Genomic DNA, 18,383 nt, shown 5'->3' on the forward strand with positions numbered 1-18,383 from the left:
AGCATCACTCGCGAATCAGTTGACGAATCTGTTTCTCGTAATCTTTCTCATAACCGGGCTTGTAGCCGCGATGCAGAAACCGCATGTTGCCTTTGCGGTCCACCATCACGGTACTGGGCATGGAGTCAACGGAATACAGTTGGCTCACCTTGTTCTTGGTGTCATAGCCCACCGGGAAGCTGACGCCGCTTTCTTTGAGCAGGGCCTGGGCATCCTGGGGGTTGGCGTCCACGTTCACGCCATAGACGACGAAGCCCAGTTTTTTGTATTTCTGGAACAGGTCTTCGATCAACGGCATTTCTTCACGGCAGGGCCCGCACCAGGAGGCCCAGAAGTTGATCATGACCACATTGCCCTGCAGTTGCGACAACTTGAGTTTTTTCTTGCCCGCCAGGGGCAGGGTGAAGTCCGGTGCGGCGCCACTCAGTGGCTCGGTTTTGGCAAAGCTTGCGGAAGTCACCAACAGACCGGGAATCATCATTGCGGCTGCTATCCAGCGGATCAGGTTGCGTCTCGTCATCATGGTATGCCTCATATGGTATGCCTAATACGGTATAGGGAGCCCCATTGCCTACTGGATGTCAGAAAAAGTACGTCAGGCTGGCGCTGTACTGCATGTTGTGTGCAGAGCCGTCACTGCCGTCGCTCAATTGTTTTAGTTTGTCGGTCATGATGTCCTGGAACGTCAGGTGCAGGGCCAGCGAATCGGTGGCCACCACCCTTAATCCCATTCCAATATTGAGGGCGAACTCCTTTTCACCCAGGAAGTCCACTGTGCCGCCCCCGGCCAGCAAATAGAACGATGAGTTGAAGGCCCAGTCGCTGGTCATGAAGACTTCGCCGGGCAGAATGTTGAAGCCCAGGGAGAGGTTGTAATAAATGAAATCCCGATCATCGTCGGTGAACAGGTTGAAGTCGCCGGCAGCGTATTCCGCCGGGGTTTGGTCCACGCTGGTCATGCCGTAGTTGGCTTCAAAGAACAGGTCTTCGTTAACGTGCCAGGCGCCGCGGATACCGTACACCTCGTGGGTGCCGAAATGCTCCACGCTCATGAAGCCGATGAACGCCCCCACCTCGAAATTCTCATCGTCAATGTCGGCGTCTTTCAGGCCCAGGCGCACCACATTGGGATCGATCACCGGAGGGTCCTCCAGGATGCTTTGCTCCTCTGCGAAGACAGCCCCGGTGGTGCCCATCGCCAATACCACTGCGCTCAGAAAAAGGCGGATAAACCGATTGTCCATTCGTCACTCTCTTCGTTTTGTTCTTGGTCGGTGAGTATCACGGTATTGCGATACTCCGCCCGGGCCATCAGTTGCCGGGTCAGGTACACGCGCAGCCCCAGGCCCGCGTGCAGGGTTTGATCGGTACGACTGCTGAGTTGTACTTCGGTGCTGGCATAGCTGGTCTGCTTGGCACCACCGCCCAGGGTGATGTAGGGGGAATAGCGCCACTGGGGCCAGGGCTGGTGGGTCAGGCTCAGGTTCAGGAACTGGAAGTCCACGCTGGTGCCGAAGGCTTCCCCCACGGTCACTTCCGCTGACAGGTTGTCGGTGAAATAGTAGCCCAGGTAGGCGTCGCTGGTGCGGGCCCCGGCGAAGGTGCCCACCTTGAAGCCCACTTCCCAGCGCCGGTGCACAAACTCGCCTTCCCCTACCGTGCTGATCTGGGTGGGTTCGCCGTCCGGGTCCAGGGTTTTGGCCATGTCATCCTGGTGCGCCCAGCCTTCAAAGCCTTTGCGGGTGCGTACTTTGATCCAGTCGGTGCGTCGCATCATGACTTCCACCCAGTCCCCCCGTTCCACAATCTGGGTCTTGGGGTAGCCACGGCCAGGGCCGGTGCGCAGATCCAGATAGGGCTCCGCCACTTTGACGGAAGGGTATTCTGCCGCCTGTACGTGCCCGGCGCCCGCGCAAAACAGGATTAAAATACTTAATAGAATCCGTACAGTCATGTTGTGGGTGGGACGCCTTCTTTATTGTCGGGAGGTTCTAAGGTCTTGTTTTGTCGCCATTCTATAGCATTGCGGTGGGAGCAGCTACCCACCGCAATGCATTCTCAGTTGGCTTCCGGCGCGGCAAAGAGGTCATTATAGTACTGCCCGCCAATGTCCAGCCACTCGGCGATCAGCCGCAATTCCGCCGGGGTCAGAAAGTCCTCATGACTGGCTCCCGGGGCGAACAGGTTAAAGAACCGGCTGCTGGCGAAGGCGCCGTTGGCGGAGACGTAGGGGCCTTCGGTGGCGGGACACTGAACGGGAACGTCCACAATTTCAGTGATCGGATTGCCATCGTCGTCAAAGGTGGGGTTACCGTCGCCATCCAGCACCGGTTGCTCCACTTGTTCGGTGCAGACAATATCCTGCAGCGAGTTTTCGTCGTTAATTTCCTGGGTAATATCCGCAAAAAACAGCTCCTCATAGGAGCGCATGCGGATGCCGGTGTCCACTTCGCTGGTCAGTTCCAGCTGGCCGGCCGGCACTTGTGGGGCTGCCATGGCATCCACACGGCTGTGACAGGTGGTGCACTCGGTGGGGGTGGCGGTCATGCCGTCGCCCCCCAGGCTGGCTGGTATGGTGAGGGTGCGGGTGAACTCCCACAGGGGCTGGATGTGGTTGGGGTAGTTGATGCGGATGCGGCAGCGGTAGTTCCAGTTGGCGCAATGATTATTGGTGGGCAGATTGTAGCCACCGGCCACGTAGGTGGGCAGGTTGCTGTACCAGGGGGCGGCCGCCAACCGGTCCACGCTGCTGCTTTCCAGCTCCATATCGGTTTCCGTGAGCGGGGTGCCGGGGTCGTCATCGCTGAGCCAGGTAAAGGTGAAGCGCGGATCCTGGTTCAGTTTGATGATGTCCTGGGCGGAGGAGTTCATCTGGTTTTCCACGTAATAGAATTTTGCCTCCGCCATGGTGGCGTTCAGGATCTCGCCGCTCACCGTGTAAGAGTAGGGTGACAATACCTCAGTGGTGGCGCCGGGGTAGGTACTGCCGTTGGTTGCACCCGGGTTGGTGGTGTCCGGCTGGGCATAGAAGCGGCCGTGGGGTTCGGTGCTGTTGCGGGTATGGCAACCTTTACACTCCAGGATCTCACCGGGGCGTACACTGAGCCAGTTCTGATGACGGGCGGTGAGGCGCTTGCCGTCGGCGTCGGTGATGCTCACCATCAGTGGCACGTTGGCAGGCACCCGCACCTTCACTGAACCATCGGGCTCAATGGGGGCGTAGCCGAGAATTTCCTTCATGCGCTGGGCGCCGGCCCGGCCGAAGGCGGCACCGTCCGGCTGGCGGATGTCCCGGTCCGGTTCCGGTACGCCTTTGACAATGCGCAGGAAGCGGGCGGGGCGACTGTCCGCGTCGGTGGTGGTCGGGTTGGCAACGTCGGCATAGGTGCCGCTCATGTCGGTGCCGGCAAAGCTCAGCAGGCCATCGGTTTCATAAATGTTGCGGATGTGGATCACCCCTTCCTGGCCCGCGCACATCTCGGTCTGGGTGGTGGCACCCAGCTTGAAATTGGCGCTCAGGCAGTTGTTGCTTTCAAACGGCTGTTCATCAAAGAAGGTGAGCGGTGCGGTGCGATCATAGCCCAGGGCCACGTCGGTGATCACTACACCGGAGCGGCCGGGAATGATGGGGGTTTGGGTGTCTTCGGAATAGTCCAGCATCCAGATGCCGTAGGCGGGCTCTGCCGGTCGGGCGCCACTGGCGTTCATGGTGTCGCTGTTGCAGGGCTGGATCAGCTCCCTGTTTTGCACCCGGCACAGGCTCCAGCTGGCCAGGGCCCGATTGGTGCCGTCCCACAGGGGATGGAAGTCCGCGTAGTAGCCACCGGTGGAATACTGTGCCCCGGTGTTCACGTTGGTGTCGGTGATGCTCTGCTGGGCAGGGCCACTGCCATTGGTGCGGGCTGTGGGGGTGGTGTTGTCCACGTAGGCGCCGATATCAATCGACATGAAATCACCGCCATAAAAGTCGCTGTCCATGGGGCGCGCCAGCACAAACAGATCCCCGTCGGGGAGGATGTTGGATTTCACAAACTGCAGATCGGAGCCGCCGCTGCCGGTGTCGTGGCTGTGCATGCCATAGATGATCTGGCTGCCGGTGCCATCCGGATTCACCCGGTACAGGTTCATGGCGTTGCGGCCAAAATTGTCCCAGCGCGTGTAGAGGATGCTGCCATCGGGCAGCACCACCGGATATGCATCGTGACTCATGTTGAAGGTGATCTGGCGGATGTTCTGGCCGCTGGCCGACATCACGTGCAGGTTCAGGGCGCGTTCGTTGCGATCCTCTTCCAGCCCGGAGTAGGCGCCACCGTTGGCGGTTTCCAGGTTGATTTCGCGGGTGGACTTCTGGCGCGTGGAGGCGAACACAATGTCCCCGGAAGGCAAATAGCGTGGGGTGATTTCGTGGTTGAACTTGGAGCTGTCATCGGTGGCGATAACTTTGCGCATGGAGTCCTCTTCGATGTCGTACTCGAACAGGTCCCAGGTGTATTGAACATTGTCGTCCGGCTCAGGGTCTTCCGCCCGCGCAGCGAAGATCACAAAGCGGCCATCAAAGGAGACATCCAGGTCACGGAAATCGCAGTTGCCGGAACAGGCGCGCTGCCCCAGGTTAACCTCTTTTGCATTGCGGTCGGCACGGGCTTTCATGATGAGGCGGCCACCCCCCACAAATTCCAATGGGTCGGTCAGGCTGGTGGTGTCTTCGGAAATCTGGCGTTCGATGTAGAACAGCGGAGTGCCCTCGGACAAAGGATCCTGGTCCCCCGGGTTGGTGCCGCCCGGCAGTTTGTCATCGCTGCCGCATCCGGCCAGCGCAATCCCACCCAGCAGTGCCATCAGCAGGGACCTGACCAGGTTTCGTTGAATAAAGTAATCACAATTCATTTTTTTATTCCAAAGTGAGTGGTGCCGCTGCGCTGTGCGCCGGTCATCACGCCGGTGTCTTCTCTTAGTATGCAAAGTTTTGCACGTTCCAAGGTGCTCTAAATTTGGACTGATTCACAATGTGGTTATTCCGCTGCTCACGAATTGTCAGTTTGCGATACCGGTCACGCATTATCCGCCTGTGTGCTGTTTAAACTGAGTCTGTAGCATCCGAAAATCTGCGTCGCTCTAAGTAAATATGGTTGAAGGCAACACGGTCAACAACAACACTAAGCCGTCAAAACGGCCCGTTTGTCTAATAATCAGCCAGTACTACAATTACAATGCTTAGCTTGATGGATATGGTCTGTAGGCGCTGTCGCAGTTTGGATTAGCCAGGAATGATAGGTGTAGAACCATGTTAATAACGAGAAAAGTAAACCGTGCGCTGAGCGTCAGTGCTGTGATTCTGGGAGTGGCGCTGGCCACCACCGGAAGCCTGGCTCAGGCCGGGGCGCGGGATCAAGCCAAGCGAATGTACGACCGCATTGCCGGCGTGCCTCCTACAGACACTGAACTGACCGCCATGCTGGCCATCATGGACGTGAACGACGACGACATCACTGACGGTGAGGCGGAAGCCAAAGCCGCGGCGGAGTTGGCGTTGGCGTCTTCCGGGTTTTACAACGTAACCCTGAAGAACATGGTGACCCCCTGGACCAATGAAGAACAGACCATGTTCGCCGACCTGAACGACTTCACCGCGACGGTGATTGGGCTGGTGCGGGATGGTGATGATTTTCGAAAGGTCCTCTACGATGACGTTTTGTACGTGGGTGTGTCCGGCGGGTTGCCGGCCTATTCCAACGACAATAACGACCACTATGCCGCCCTGGAAGACAGCGGGGCGAACCTGGGCAGCGAGAGTGTGCTGCAGCGCACCAGCCAGTCCAGCGTGACCGGGCTGGATTCCAACGCCACCGCCGGGGTGATGACCACCCGGGCCGCCGCCAAAGCCTATTTTGTGGCGGGGACCAACCGGGCCATGTTCCGCTTCACCCTGATGAACTTTATGTGCCGGGATCTGGAACAGGTGCAGGATACCACCCGCACGCCAGACCGGATTCGGCAGGATGTCTCGCGCAGCCCCGGCGGTGACAGCCGCATCTTCCTCAACCGCTGCGTGGGTTGCCACGCGGGCATGGACCCGCTGGCCCAGGCCTTCGCCTATTACAACTGGACCGGTGAAGAAGGGACTGAAGAAGGCCGCCTGCAATACACGGCCAACACGGTTCAGCCCAAATACCACATCAACGCGGACAACTTCCGTTACGGTTACTCCACACCCAACAATGACTGGATCAACTACTGGCGCGAAGGCCCCAACTCAGCCCTGGGCTGGGATGCCGGATTACCCGGCAGCGGTTCCGGCGCCAAGTCCATGGGGATGGAACTGTCCCACTCTGAAGCCTTTGCGGAATGCCAGGTCAAACAGGTATTCCAGACCGTTTGCTTGCACGAGCCCACCACCAGTGCGGATCACTCGCAAGTGTCGTCCATGGTGACCAACTTAGAAGCCAGCAACTACAACCTGCAGACTGCGTTCACCGATGCCGCAGTTTACTGTCGCGGCGACTGAGCCCCGGTTGTACAGGCCTAACAGGATACTGTGGAGAATTAAAATGAATGTGTTTAGCGAAATGAAATTAAGAAACGGGTTGATGCCGCTGCTGGCATCCCTGATGTTGGTGCTGGCCGGCTGTGGCGGCGGTGCCTCTACTGAAACCAACGCCCAGTACAACAACGGCTTGGGTGGTGACGGCAATACGGTGGTGGTGGATGACAGTCCCTATACCGGCGCCCAGTGCGGTCACAGCTATTCCGATGCGGATACCATCGCCGAAGTCTGCCGCTTCAAGCAGTTCTTCTATGATGAACTGCGTACCAAGGATTGCGGAGGCTGTCACAACAGCACCCAGGCACCGTTCTTCCTCAACAGCAGTGATGTGGATGCCGCTTACAATGCGGCCCGCAACCACATCAACCGCAACAATCCCGGGGATTCCAAGTTCGTGGAATACGCTGCGGCCAACCACCAGCAGGCCTGCTGGTTGTCGAGCCCGGCGGCCTGTGCCTCCGAGATGACGGATTTCATCGACCGTTGGTTGAATGGGGTGAGCTCCAGCAGCACCGAAATTCAGCTGTCGGCACCGGATGCCCACGTCATTACCGTGACCAAGCAATTGCCGGTATCCGGCACCGATGGCTACGATGCAGCGGTCACCGCGTTCCAGACGTACATCTATCCGCTGTTCTCGGATTACAACTGCGATAGCTGCCATCGCGCCGATGCGGTGACGGCTCAGCAGCCGTTCTTCACCAGCGATGACATTTACGAAGCCTATGACCTGTCCCGCAGCAAAATCGACATTGAAGACGGTGTGCAGGATCGCCCCCTGGCCGAGGCTCTGTCCCGCTTTGTGGTACGCCAGCGCAGTGAGTTCCATAACTGTGGCGAGGACTGCATGGCCAATGCCCAGGAGATGCTGAACGCGATCAAGCTGTTTGAAGCCGCGATTCCATCGCCCAGTGAAGTGCCTGAAAACTGGCTCACCAGTCGCGCCCTGATTCTGGAGCGGGATGGCATTCTGGCCAGCGGTGGCGGCCGGGTGGATACCGGAGCCATTGCCATGTGGGAGTTCTCGGAAGGGGACGGCACGTTGATTCTGGACAAGAGCGGCGTGGACCCGGCCATGAACCTGGATCTGGATGGCAATTACAACTGGGTGGGCGGTAACGGTATCCAGTTCCTGGCGGGCGGCAAGGCCCAGGCCAGCATCGTCTCCAGCCGTAAACTGGCCAATCGCATCCGCTCCAGCAATGCCTATTCCCTGGAAGCCTGGGTGGCTCCGGCCAACGTAACCCAGGAAGGCCCGGCCCGCATCATGACCTATTCTGATGGTAACAGCAGCCGTAACTTCACTCTGGGCCAGACCTTGTATAACTACGATTTCCTGCACCGCAGCTCCAGTACCGATGGCAATGGCCAGCCGGCCCTGTCCACGGCGGACGACGACGAGCGCCTGCAGGCCACCCTGCAGCATGTGGTGATGACCTTTGACCCCATTAACGGTCGCCGCATCTACGTGAACGGCGTCTTCACCGGTGATGAAGATCCCTCATCTGTCGGTAGCCTCAGTGGCTGGGATGACAGCTTTGTCTTCATCATGGGTAATGAGGCCTCCGGTGAGCACCCGTGGGAGGGCATTATCCGCTTTGCCGCGATCTATGACCGTGCACTCAACCAGGAGGAGATCACCACCAACTTTGACGCTGGTGTGGGTGAAAAATACTACCTGCTGTTCAAGCTGGAGCATTGCGATGCCAGCAACAACTGTGATGATCTGACGGGCATCGATGACGGCTTCGACAGCTATGTGGTGTTCGAGGCAGCGATCTTTGACAGCTACAGTTACCTGTTCAGCGATCCGTTCCTGTATCGCATTCGAGCCAACGGCACCGATTCCAGTGCCACGCCGGCCAGCTTCAGTGGCATTCCACTGCAAGGCATGCGGGTGGGCATTAATGGTAAGGAACCGGCTGTAGGCCAGGCCTATGCCAAGCTGCAAACCACGTTGGAAGCATCACTCTACAGCGAAGAAGAGGGGCAACCCCTGTCCAGCATCGGTACCATCCTGCCGCTGGAAGGCGGTTCCAACTCCGATGAGTTCTTCCTGACCTTTGAGCAGATTGGTAGCTACAGCGACGTGCGGGTGGAGGCTGTGGTCAGTCCCTCGGCTCCGGCAGTGTCAGCGCAGGAGCCGGATGTGGGCATGCGCAACTTTGCCGAGATCAATGCGTCTATGTCCAAAATCACCGGGGTGCCGGTCACCAACAGCAATGTGGTGTCCACCTATGAAACGGTGAAGCAGCAGTTGCCCACCACCACCTCAGCGGAGACGTTCCTGTCGTCCCATCAGATGGCGATTGCCCAGATGGCCATTGAGTACTGCAGTGAGCTGGTGGATGACACCGCCCTGCGTACCGCGTTCTTCCCGGCCTTTGGAAATTTCAACCTGGGTGTAACGCCGGCCTTTGACAGTTCGGTGGAGCGCGATGCCATCATTGATCCGCTGTACGCCAAAGCAGTGGGTACCGGTCTGGGATCGCAGCCCAACGAGCTGGATATGAAAACGGAACTGGATAATCTGATTACCTTACTGGCGGTGGATCGCCACAGCGGAGAAGGCGCTGATGTAACTCAGAAAATCGTTAAAGCAACCTGTGCCGCCGCGCTTGGCTCGGCCGCCGTACTGGTACAGTGAGGGTAGTGACATGAAAAAGAAACCAAATACTTTAGACCCCAATACCCCGCTGTTGTATGCCGACCACGAACGCCCCAAGACCCGCCGCGACTTTATTCGCCAGGGCATGATGACCGGTGCCGCCAGTGTGCTGGGACCGGGGATCATGGGGTTGTTTGCCAACCCCAAAGCGGCGTATGCGGCGTTGTCCGGAGACATTGCCACCCTGCGGGATGGCTGTGGCATCACTGTACAGGGCGCCGGAAAAATCCCCTTCATCTGCTTTGACCTGGCCGGTGGCGCCAATATTGCCGGCTCCAACGTATTGGTAGGGCAGCGCGGTGGTCAGGAGGATTTCATCAGCACCGCCGGTTACAACAAAATGGGACTGCCTGGGGATATGGTGCCCAGCATCATGAACCCGGACACCAGCGTCAGTGACTTTATCGATACCACCATGGGCTTGCTGTTCCACACCGACAGCGCCTTCGGTCGGGGCATTCGCGAGAAAGCCTCGGCGGCGGCTCTGGCTAATGTGGACGGCGCAGTGATTCCGGCGCGTTCCGAGAACGATACCGGCAATAACCCCCATAACCCCATGTACGGCATTGGCCGCGCGGGTGCCGATGGTGAGCTGCTCACCCTGATCGGTTCCCGCAGCTCGGAATCCGGTGGCAACTCCATGGCCCCGGCCATGATGATCGATCCGGGTATCCGTCCCACCAAGGTGGACCGCCCCAGCGACGTCACCGGGTTGGTGGACACTGGGAAGCTGGTGGGCTTGCTGGACCAGTCTGACGTGGTCAGTGTGATGGAATCCATTGCCCGCATCAGCGACCAGAAACTGGCGAACCAGGGCATTGTGACCCGGGAAGCGGTAATCGAGGACCTGATCCGTTGTGGCTATGTGAAGAGTGCGGATTTGGCGGATCGTTACGGCAACCCGGCCACCCTCAACCCGGAAGGTGACCCGGATATCGTCGGCCCGGCGGGCATCTTCAGCTCCGGTGAATTCTCCGACGGAGAATTCCGCAAAACTGCTTCAGTGATGAAGCTGGTGGTGAACGGCTTTGCTGGCGCCGGCACCGTCACCATGGGCGGTTTTGATTATCACACCGGTGATCGTTCCACGGGCGAGGTTCGTGACCTGCGGGCCGGGCGCTGCATGGGGGCCTGTATTGAGTATGCCCATCGGGTGGGTGTACCGCTGTTCCTTTACGTGTTCAGTGATGGCTCCGTGGCCAGTAACGGCATGATTGACGAGTCCATGAACGGTCGTGGCAAAGGCGTGTGGACGGGGGATAACTCTTCCACGGCGGCGTCTTTCTTCCTGGTCTACAACCCTAATGGTCGGGCGGCCATGACCGGCAATGTGGCGGGTCGCCAGATTGGCTGGTTCCGGGCGGATGGTTCCGTGGAGACGGCTTCCAGCCCTGCGGCCAACAACCCCAACCTGCTGGTGGAGACGGTGGTACTGAACTACATGGCACTGCATGGAGAACAGAACCTGTTCACCAATTCCGGTTATTTCCCCAGCCATGGCCTGGGGAATGCCAGTATGCGTGACAGCCTGGTGGTGTTTGATCGTATTGTGGATGGCACCATCAATTAGGTGTTGAGCTGAGTAGGCATCGGGCCAGGGCAAACACCGGGCCGGTACTTTGTGTACCGGCCTTTTTCATTCCCCGGGGTCAGTTACTTTCCTTAACAGAGCGGCTAAATTTCTTTTCCTGGGACAATATTGAAATAATGTCTCGTAGTCGCTAGGATGGGCCAGGTATAACAAATAGAACTGATGTACCTACCTGTGGAGGTGGCTCTATGCAAGCCCTTCGATCTCTCGCATTGCCCTGTTTGCTCCTATCTGGTGTGATCTTGCAGGGATGCTCTTCGATATTACCAAAAAAAGAATTTGTGCCCGCTGACCCGGAAAGCCTCAACGAGTGGTCTGTCGAAGGGCAGGTTTCCATCAAGAATGGCTCTGGAAAACAAAAGACCTGGTTCGAATACCGGCAGGTGGATGGTGAATACCAGCTGTCGCTGCGCCCCGATTCCCCGGTGGGGGAAGCCAAGGCCGTTATTTCCGGCTATGAAGGGGAGCCGGATGTCGCCCTGGAAGTGAAAGACCCCGAGGCCCGGGAGTTGGCCAACGCAGTGCGGGAAAACCTGCCCATGGACAACCTGAGCTTCTGGCTGCGGGCTCTGCCTGCGGGTGGCGACGCAAAAATCACCACCGAGGAAGACCGGGTGGAGCAGATCAAAGAAGCCAATTGGGATATCGAATACGACAACTACATGGAAGTGGGCCGTTATCGGATCCCGGACAAGATCTCCCTGAAAAAGCAGAAAACCAAAGTGGAAATGGAGTTGGTCCGGGCGGAAACCGGATATCTCAGCACGCCCTGCCCAACGGATTTCGATGTGGAGGCGGTGACTTCCCATGCGGATTCACACCCTGGCCAGCATTATGGTGCGACTATCGACCACCTGGTCCCCCGCAACGGGGAGGCGCCCCTGCCACGCTGGATCAACGATCAGGATTTCTGCAAACAACTCTATAAAGTGCACGGCTCCATACCGGATGCCCGCATTGGCCTCTACGGCCCGGATTCCATGATGTGGCGCCTCACCTCCCGGGTGACACCTGCCGCCATGGGCGCCGGTCGCGCCTTGTTGCTGCAGACCGCGCACCCCTGGATCACTGCCGGGATTGATGAGCATTCCATCGTGCGCTATGACCCACTGGAGCGCGCCCGCCGCACCTTCATTTACATCTCCACCATTGTTTACGGCAGCATGCCCCAGGTAATGGAAGCGGCCAATACGGTGCACAAGATTCACAATGCTATCGAGGGGCAGATTCCCTATCAGGCAGGGGCGTTCAAGGAAGGCAGCCATTACGGTGCGAACGAAGTCTCGGCCATGATCTGGGTGTCGGCCACCCTGTGGGATACGCTGGCAAAAATGTATGAGGAATACGAGGAGCCCCTGACCCCGGCTGAGCAGGATCAATTCTATGAAGAGATCAAGCTGTTCAATATGATTTTCGGCATACCTGAGAGTGCGAACCCACCGAACTGGACTGCATTTGAAGACTATGTGGAGACCATGGTCCACAGTCCGCAGTTGACCGTGACCGACAATGCCAAATTGCTGAAGGAAGACCTGTTTAATCAGGGCGGGATACTGGCACTGCCGCTCTGGGTACAGGAAGTGACGACGTCCATCAACCTGCCGGCGCCCATTCGCGAGCAATACGACATGGATTACGGTTTGTGGTACTCCATTAACTATTACGGTTGGATCAAGCCTTCTTCCAAACTGTACAACTGGCTGATGCCGGATTCGGTCAGCGTGAACCCGGTTTATCACGAGGCGCAGGCCCGCCTGCGGGGTGAGCGGGTCGGTTGGTATCAGCGCAAGGTGATCGAGGCTGCCGGTGTAGAACGTCTGGTGAACTAACGTGAAACGAGCAGTATTCGGTTTCGTACTCGCCATGTCTGTTGGAATCTCCGGTGCCTGGGCGCTGGGGATTCCACAGATTCAGCACCTGAGCAAAGAGGATTTCCTGGCGCAGGCATTTGCCGACGAGCCAGGTTGGAAAATGTTGCGGCTGAATCGCGACCTGAAAAAGCAAATCAAAGAGATACTTTCCCACCCCTATCCGGCGGGCCGCATCCGTTACTGGTATCAGGGTACCCGCACCGCCTGGATCATTGATGAGATCGGCAAAGACCAGCCCATCACCATGGGTGTGGTGGTGGAAAACGATGCCATCGTTGACATTAAAATCCTGGTGTATCGGGAAGAGCGGGGCGGTGAGGTGCACGAAGAGTACTTTACCCGTCAGTTTGCCAATGTACGGCTGCAGGGTGAAGGCTTGTCGAAATCCATTGATGGTATTACGGGGGCAACCCTGTCGGTGAATGCGGTGACCAAGGTGGCTGAGCTGGCGCTGGTGTTACATCGTCTGGTGCAACCTGATCAGGTGGCTCAACACTGATCTGATTTTTTTGTTATTCCTTTCCTGAAAAATCCTCCGATTTTACATCCGTTCAGAAAAAAACAAACGCAACCAGAAAGTGCATTTTGGTTGCGTTTGCGGTTCGGAGAACACCAAATCGTAATCGTTACGCCGCGTTGGGGTTGGAGTGGCGCTCGTGCAGGAAGCGCAGTACCTCTGCCCGATAATGGTTGTACTTGCTGTCGTCCGCCAGCTCCAGGCGATGGCGGGGGCGTGGCAAATCAATTTCCAGAATCTCACCAATGGTGGCGGCCGGACCGTTGGTCATCATCACGATGCGATCGGATAACAGCACCGCCTCATCCACGTCGTGGGTGATCATGATTACGGTGTTGTTCAACTCCGCCTGAATTTCCATGACGGAGTCCTGCAGGTGGGCGCGGGTCAATGCGTCCAGTGCACCGAAAGGCTCATCCATCAGCAACACTTTGGGTTTCATGGCCAGGGCCCGGGCAATCCCCACCCGCTGCTTCATGCCACCGGAGATCTCGCCGGGGCGTTTGTTCATGGCGTGGTCCATGTGCACCAGATGCAGGTTGTGCTTGATCCACTCGTCCATCTCTTTTTTGCTCATGCTGTTCTTGAACACCTGCTTCACCGCCAGCTCCACGTTTTGATAGGCAGTGAGCCAGGGCAGCAGGGAATGGTTCTGGAATACCACCGCCCGTTCCGGGCCAGGTTCGTTCACTTCTTTGCCGTCCAGTAATACGCTGCCCTGGGTGGATACCAGCAGCCCGGCCACGATATTCAGTACGGTGGACTTGCCACAACCAGAGTGCCCGATGAGGGATACAAATTCGCCCTTATCGATTTTCAGGGTCACGTTGTCCAGTGCCTTGAAGGTGCCCTTGGGGGTGTCGAAATCCATGTGCACTTGTTCAATGGTGAGATAGCCTTGCATGATTCAGTCCTCGTTTGTGCATCCGGATTAACGCACGATGGCGTCTTTATCCCAGGAGAAAGATTTCTGCAGTGACAGCATCAGTCGGTCCAGCAGGAAGCCGATAAAGCCGATGGTGAGCACTGCAACCATGATGCGGCCCAGTGATTGGGAGCTGCCGTTCTGGAACTCATCCCAGACGAATTTGCCCAGGCCGGGGTTTTGCGCCAGCATCTCTGCGGCGATCAATACCATCCAGCCCACACCCAATGACAGGCGCAACCCGGTGAAGATCATGGGCACGGAAGAGGGCAGCACAATCTTGGTGATTTTGGTCCACCAGTTCAGGCGCAGTACTTTGGAGACGTTCACCAGATCGTTGTCCAGTGAGGATACCCCGACGATGGTGTTGATCAGGGTGGGCCACAGGCAGCACAGGGTGACGGTGATGGCCGAGTTGACGAAAGACTTGGCGAACACCGGATCATCGCTCACGTACAGGGCACTGACCACCAGGGTCACGATGGGCAGCCAGGCCAGGGGCGATACCGGCTTGAACAGTTGAATGATGGGGTTCATGGCGGTGTACATGGTATTGCTCAGACCGCAAATGATGCCCAGTGGGATTGCGATGGCGCTGGCCAGCAGAAATCCGGCGAAAACCGTTTTCAGGCTGGTAAAAATCTGGTCGATGTAGGTGGGCTTACCGGTGTAATCCCGTATCTTGATTTTGGCGTCCGGGTTTTTCGCCAGCTTCTTGGCGTTGCGTTCTTCCTGGCGCTCATAGAATGCGGCTTCTTTCAGGCGTTCTGCTTTGTGCTCTTCCCACAGCCCTACCGTTTGGTCCCAAACCGCAACCGGGCCCGGTACTTTCCCGAGACTGGTCTCGATCTGCGAGGCGCCGGCGTGCCATATGCCAAGAAACACAGCGAATGCAAACAGAGGCACGCCTAAGGTGCGAAGGAGATTCTCGATCTGTTCTTTGGGATTTTGCAGTGTAAATAACTTCATGATAGACACCAGCCAGGAAAAACCAATGGATTCAAACAGATTCATTACCCGAGCAGTCATTGCATGTGCCTCCTTACAAGGGTGCCGGAGCCGTACTGCACTGGCTCCGGCGAGGGGTGACTTAAAAGGGTGACTTAAAGCTTGTCGGATTCTTTCAAGCCAATGGGGAACTTGGATAAGTATTCATTGGGCTTGGTACCGTCAAATGTAATGTTGTCGATGAATTCGGATTGCGGTGCGCGGAAGCCGTCTTCATCATCGGCGGGGAAATCGGCGGCGGACATTTTGCCTTCTTTCACCAGCAGTTTGGCAGCTTGCATGTAGATGTCCGGGCGATACACTTTCTTCGCTGTTTCCATGTACCAGCTGTCGGGCTTGTGCTCTGGAATCTGACCCCAACGACGCATTTGTGTCAGGTACCAGACGGCATCGCTGTAGTAGGGATAGGTGGCGTAGTAGCGGAAGAACACGTTGAAGTCCGGCAGAGAGCGTTTGTCGCCTTTCTCATATTCAAAGGTGCCGGTCATGCTGTTGGCAATTACTTCATAATCCGCGCCCACGTAGTTGGGTTGCGACAAAATCTTCACAGCCTCTTTGCGGTTTTTGTTGTTCTCTTCATCCAGCCACTTGGCCGCGCGGATCATGGCTTTTACTACTGCCAGGTGTGTGTTGGGGTTGGCGTCAGCCCATTTCTTGGAAACACCGAACACTTTCTCGGGGTTGTCTTTCCAGATCTCATAGTCGGTGATGACCGGCACGCCAATGCCTTTAAATACTGCTTGCTGGTTCCAGGGCTCGCCTACGCAATAGCCGTAGATGGTGCCGGCTTCGAGGGTGGCTGGCATCTGGGGTGGCGGTGTAACCGACAACAGGGCGTCGGCTTGCAGGGTGCCGGACGTGTCGCCTTTGGTGGGGTTGTAATAGCCGGGATGAATACCGCCGGCCGCCAGCCAGTAACGCAGCTCATAGTTGTGAGTGGAAACCGGGAACACCATACCCATCTTGAAGGGTTTGCCTTCGGCTTTGTATTTTTCTACAACGGGTTTCAGGTAGTCGGCCTTGATGGGGTGGACGGGTTTGCCGTCCTTGTGGGGAACGTGCTTCTTCATTTCTTCCCACACGGCGTTGGACATGGTGATGCCGTTACCATTCAAGTCCATGCTGAAGGCGGTGATGATGTGCGCCTGGGTACCGAAACCGATGGTGGCGCCCAGCGGTTGGCCGGCCAGCATGTGGGCACCGTCCAGTTCGCCGGTGATCACGCGGTCCAGCAGAATTTTCCAGTTGGCCTGGGCTTCCAGAGTGACGTACAGGCCTTCGTCTTCGAAGTAACCTTTTTCATAGGCAATGGCCAGTGGTGCCATGTCGGTCAGTTTGATGAAACCGAATTTCAGATCTTCCTTTTCCAGTTCCAGCTCTTCTGCGTGAACCGGCGCGGTCATCATGCCGGTGGCGGCAGCCCCAATCAAAATGCTTTTGGCAATAGACTTCAGGGAAAATGCCTGCAGCCATGTCTTTCCTGATTTTCTCATTGCTAACTCCAATTGCGAAAATGGTCCGAATTAATGAAGTACCGAAGCTCCTGCATCTTGAGGTTTCAACTTGTATGCCAAGTTCGCTAAATGGTTGGAATGTGAGGGTTGGGTGGGGGGTATCCGGTTTTTTGATTCAAGATGGGGCGATTATTTTGGGGGTGTGCACCAATGGAAAGCTGCTTGCTGCGGTGTTACCAATTGGTGACGAAACAAAAATGGGCCACAATCAGGCCCATTTTTTGATTTGTGCTCTTTTATGGTACGAAAAGCCTCAGCCTGGGTGAATTTGGCATTCCAGCACCCGGACGATGCTGTTAATGGGGCTTTTTGCCGGGGGCAGGGGAATCGGGAGCTGGTCGCGGAATTGCTCCGGTTGATACACGGCCACTTCATGGAAGCCGCATTGGTGCATTCCCTGTTTGATGTCGGCCGGCCCATTGAAGTGCAGATTGACGCTGGCACGGGTAGCAAGGGACAGCATCTTGGTGGCGGCATTGACCAGGGTTTTGCCGGTGTAATCCGGCTTGGGCACCAAATCGGTGAGATACCAGGCTTTGGGAAAGACCTGGCCCAGGCTGGCCAATTGGCTCCAGACCTGGCTGATGTCCTGCAGACTGAAGTAGTTCACCAGCCCTTCGGTGATGATCAGGGTGGGGCGCTTTGGGTCCAGCACCTCTGTGAAAATGTAATCCAGGCCCAGCGGCTTGCCTTGGGCGAACACGTCGCAGGCAACCACCTGGTGTTGGGGCCCGAAGCCTCGGTGTTGTTGCAGCAAGGTGCGTTTGCGCAGTGCCATATGGGGTAAATCGGCTTCGACGTAGCTCAGCTGCGGATACTTGCGGGACAGTTTATAGCCGCGCGGGGAATAGCCGCAGGCGATCTCCAGAATTTGCGTGACGCCGTCCCGGGTTACCCGTTGCTGGATCAGGTGGTCGATAATGTGGTGCCGCTGCAGCAGCATGTCCTCCACCGTGATGCCCAGCAGTTTGCGCCCGGCCGCTTCCACCGGTTGGGCGGCACGGTGCAATAGCCGCCCTTTGGGGGAGGTGAAGAACCGGGCCGACATACCATGTTCGTACCAGACATGCCCGGTAAACAGGGCAGTGAAGCTGATTCCGGTGGAATCCATCGGGCATCTCCTTTAAGCGGGGCCTAGATCAGGCGAAGCGTATCGCCATCAATTTCAAAGGGGGCGGCGGTCAAGGCCTGTCCGCTGCAGGGGCCGGCAATGCAGTCACCGGTTTCGATTTCAAACAGGGCGCCGTGGTTGGCGCATTGGATAAAGCGTTTCTCCATATCCAGGAACTCATCTGGCTGGAACTCCAGGGGAATGCCGATGTGGGGGCAGGAATTAACGTAGACGTAAATCCGGCCGTCTTTTTTCACCGCCAATACGGATCGGCCATCCACATCAAAACCGCGGGCGGAATCCTCTTCTATTTCGTGTACCTGGCACAGGACTGTCATGGCTTACCTCTCTGTGTTTGTATCTGTATCTGAGTCTATGTTTGTCGATCGAACGGCGGTCAACTGGAAACGCCAAAGATGGGAAGCAAGATACCATAATGAGAGTAAACTATCTGTATACGATTTATTTTTCGAAAATGTGTTGCATTCGCAAATGATAATTATTATCATTGTTTCCGTGTTGTGAAGAACACGTTTGGATTGAATGGCTCAGCGCCTGTCATGGCCCCTCTCTCCTCTCTACACCTGAATGGTGCTGAAACTAAAAACACCAAACGGCCTTCACAACTGTTCGT

Annotated in this window: 15 protein-coding genes; 6 read left to right on the plus strand and 9 right to left on the minus strand. The window is 56.9% G+C overall.

Features of this window, described 5'->3' with window-relative positions:
- Positions 1 to 4: 4 nt before the first annotated feature.
- From D9N14_RS03655 to D9N14_RS03670, 4 genes are all read right to left on the minus strand, one after another.
- Entirely contained in the window at positions 5 to 523 is a 519-nt protein-coding gene (locus D9N14_RS03655; RefSeq protein WP_290577027.1) for a TlpA disulfide reductase family protein, read from the minus strand.
- Between the two features lie 58 nt (positions 524 to 581).
- Complete coding sequence (locus tag D9N14_RS03660) at positions 582 to 1,244, minus strand: outer membrane beta-barrel domain-containing protein (protein ID WP_290577029.1); 663 nt, start codon at positions 1,242 to 1,244, stop codon at positions 582 to 584.
- On the minus strand, positions 1,214 to 1,954 hold the full coding sequence (locus D9N14_RS03665; RefSeq protein ID WP_290577031.1) for an SH3 domain-containing protein: 741 nt from the start codon (positions 1,952 to 1,954) through the stop codon (positions 1,214 to 1,216). Before D9N14_RS03665 ends, D9N14_RS03660 begins: the two co-directional genes overlap by 31 nt.
- Before the next feature lie 104 nt (positions 1,955 to 2,058).
- The gene (locus tag D9N14_RS03670; protein WP_290577033.1) at positions 2,059 to 4,887 is read right to left on the minus strand and encodes a hypothetical protein; all 2,829 of its coding nucleotides are present in this window, start codon (positions 4,885 to 4,887) and stop codon (positions 2,059 to 2,061) included.
- A 397-nt stretch (positions 4,888 to 5,284) separates the two neighbouring features.
- Here D9N14_RS03670 and D9N14_RS03675 point away from each other — a divergent pair, with 397 nt between their 5' ends.
- From D9N14_RS03675 to D9N14_RS03695, 5 genes are all read left to right on the plus strand, one after another.
- A complete protein-coding gene (locus D9N14_RS03675; RefSeq protein ID WP_290577035.1) occupies positions 5,285 to 6,505 on the plus strand; it encodes a hypothetical protein in 1,221 nt (406 codons plus the stop codon).
- A 61-nt stretch (positions 6,506 to 6,566) separates the two neighbouring features.
- Positions 6,567 to 9,191 (plus strand): LamG domain-containing protein, encoded by a 2,625-nt coding sequence (locus tag D9N14_RS03680; protein WP_290577037.1) that lies wholly within the window; start codon positions 6,567 to 6,569, stop codon positions 9,189 to 9,191.
- A 10-nt stretch (positions 9,192 to 9,201) separates the two neighbouring features.
- Positions 9,202 to 10,782 (plus strand): general secretion pathway protein GspF, encoded by a 1,581-nt coding sequence (locus D9N14_RS03685; RefSeq protein ID WP_290577039.1) that lies wholly within the window; start codon positions 9,202 to 9,204, stop codon positions 10,780 to 10,782.
- A gap of 302 nt (positions 10,783 to 11,084) precedes the next feature.
- Positions 11,085 to 12,632 carry a lipoprotein insertase outer membrane protein LolB gene (locus D9N14_RS03690; RefSeq protein ID WP_290577041.1) on the plus strand — a complete coding sequence of 516 codons (1,548 nt, stop codon included), beginning with the start codon at positions 11,085 to 11,087 and terminating at the stop codon, positions 12,630 to 12,632.
- A 1-nt stretch (position 12,633) separates the two neighbouring features.
- The gene (locus tag D9N14_RS03695; protein WP_290577043.1) at positions 12,634 to 13,173 is read left to right on the plus strand and encodes an FMN-binding protein; all 540 of its coding nucleotides are present in this window, start codon (positions 12,634 to 12,636) and stop codon (positions 13,171 to 13,173) included.
- Between the two features lie 127 nt (positions 13,174 to 13,300).
- Here the strand turns inward: D9N14_RS03695 and D9N14_RS03700 are convergent, their stop codons facing one another.
- The 3 genes from D9N14_RS03700 to D9N14_RS03710 form a co-directional block, all read right to left on the minus strand.
- On the minus strand, positions 13,301 to 14,095 hold the full coding sequence (locus D9N14_RS03700) for an ABC transporter ATP-binding protein (RefSeq protein WP_290577046.1): 795 nt from the start codon (positions 14,093 to 14,095) through the stop codon (positions 13,301 to 13,303).
- Positions 14,096 to 14,122: 27 nt separating this feature from the next.
- A complete protein-coding gene (locus tag D9N14_RS03705; RefSeq protein WP_317622568.1) occupies positions 14,123 to 15,145 on the minus strand; it encodes an ABC transporter permease in 1,023 nt (340 codons plus the stop codon).
- Between the two features lie 74 nt (positions 15,146 to 15,219).
- Positions 15,220 to 16,530 (minus strand): CmpA/NrtA family ABC transporter substrate-binding protein, encoded by a 1,311-nt coding sequence (locus D9N14_RS03710; protein WP_290577332.1) that lies wholly within the window; start codon positions 16,528 to 16,530, stop codon positions 15,220 to 15,222.
- A gap of 65 nt (positions 16,531 to 16,595) precedes the next feature.
- Here D9N14_RS03710 and D9N14_RS03715 point away from each other — a divergent pair, with 65 nt between their 5' ends.
- On the plus strand, positions 16,596 to 16,904 hold the full coding sequence (locus tag D9N14_RS03715; RefSeq protein ID WP_290577048.1) for a hypothetical protein: 309 nt from the start codon (positions 16,596 to 16,598) through the stop codon (positions 16,902 to 16,904).
- On the opposite strand, the gene D9N14_RS03720 is transcribed toward D9N14_RS03715, so the two are convergent.
- Entirely contained in the window at positions 16,892 to 17,749 is an 858-nt protein-coding gene (locus D9N14_RS03720) for a class I SAM-dependent methyltransferase (RefSeq protein WP_290577050.1), read from the minus strand. The two genes, D9N14_RS03715 and D9N14_RS03720, sit on opposite strands and share 13 nt — an antisense overlap.
- Positions 17,750 to 17,772: 23 nt before the next feature.
- Positions 17,773 to 18,087, minus strand: coding sequence for a Rieske (2Fe-2S) protein (locus D9N14_RS03725; protein ID WP_290577052.1), 315 nt, complete (start codon positions 18,085 to 18,087; stop codon positions 17,773 to 17,775).
- Between the last annotated feature and the right edge of the window lie 296 nt (positions 18,088 to 18,383).

It is taken from the genome of Ketobacter sp., from assembly GCF_003671495.1.
GTDB lineage: Bacteria > Pseudomonadota > Gammaproteobacteria > Pseudomonadales > Ketobacteraceae > Ketobacter.

What these genes read in the sequence shown, in the direction of transcription:
- D9N14_RS03720 (WP_290577050.1), bottom strand. Translation starts at nt 17,749, where the DNA reads ATGGATTCCACCGGAATCAGCTTCACTGCCCTGTTTACCGGGCATGTC.
- D9N14_RS03660 (WP_290577029.1), bottom strand. Translation starts at nt 1,244, where the DNA reads ATGGACAATCGGTTTATCCGCCTTTTTCTGAGCGCAGTGGTATTGGCG.
- D9N14_RS03665 (WP_290577031.1), bottom strand. Translation starts at nt 1,954, where the DNA reads ATGACTGTACGGATTCTATTAAGTATTTTAATCCTGTTTTGCGCGGGC.
- D9N14_RS03675 (WP_290577035.1), top strand. Translation starts at nt 5,285, where the DNA reads ATGTTAATAACGAGAAAAGTAAACCGTGCGCTGAGCGTCAGTGCTGTG.
- D9N14_RS03715 (WP_290577048.1), top strand. Translation starts at nt 16,596, where the DNA reads ATGTCTTTCCTGATTTTCTCATTGCTAACTCCAATTGCGAAAATGGTC.
- D9N14_RS03685 (WP_290577039.1), top strand. Translation starts at nt 9,202, where the DNA reads ATGAAAAAGAAACCAAATACTTTAGACCCCAATACCCCGCTGTTGTAT.
- D9N14_RS03725 (WP_290577052.1), bottom strand. Translation starts at nt 18,087, where the DNA reads ATGACAGTCCTGTGCCAGGTACACGAAATAGAAGAGGATTCCGCCCGC.
- D9N14_RS03670 (WP_290577033.1), bottom strand. Translation starts at nt 4,887, where the DNA reads ATGAATTGTGATTACTTTATTCAACGAAACCTGGTCAGGTCCCTGCTG.
- D9N14_RS03655 (WP_290577027.1), bottom strand. Translation starts at nt 523, where the DNA reads ATGATGACGAGACGCAACCTGATCCGCTGGATAGCAGCCGCAATGATG.
- D9N14_RS03700 (WP_290577046.1), bottom strand. Translation starts at nt 14,095, where the DNA reads ATGCAAGGCTATCTCACCATTGAACAAGTGCACATGGATTTCGACACC.
- D9N14_RS03680 (WP_290577037.1), top strand. Translation starts at nt 6,567, where the DNA reads ATGAAATTAAGAAACGGGTTGATGCCGCTGCTGGCATCCCTGATGTTG.
- D9N14_RS03710 (WP_290577332.1), bottom strand. Translation starts at nt 16,530, where the DNA reads ATGATGACCGCGCCGGTTCACGCAGAAGAGCTGGAACTGGAAAAGGAA.
- D9N14_RS03705 (WP_317622568.1), bottom strand. Translation starts at nt 15,145, where the DNA reads ATGACTGCTCGGGTAATGAATCTGTTTGAATCCATTGGTTTTTCCTGG.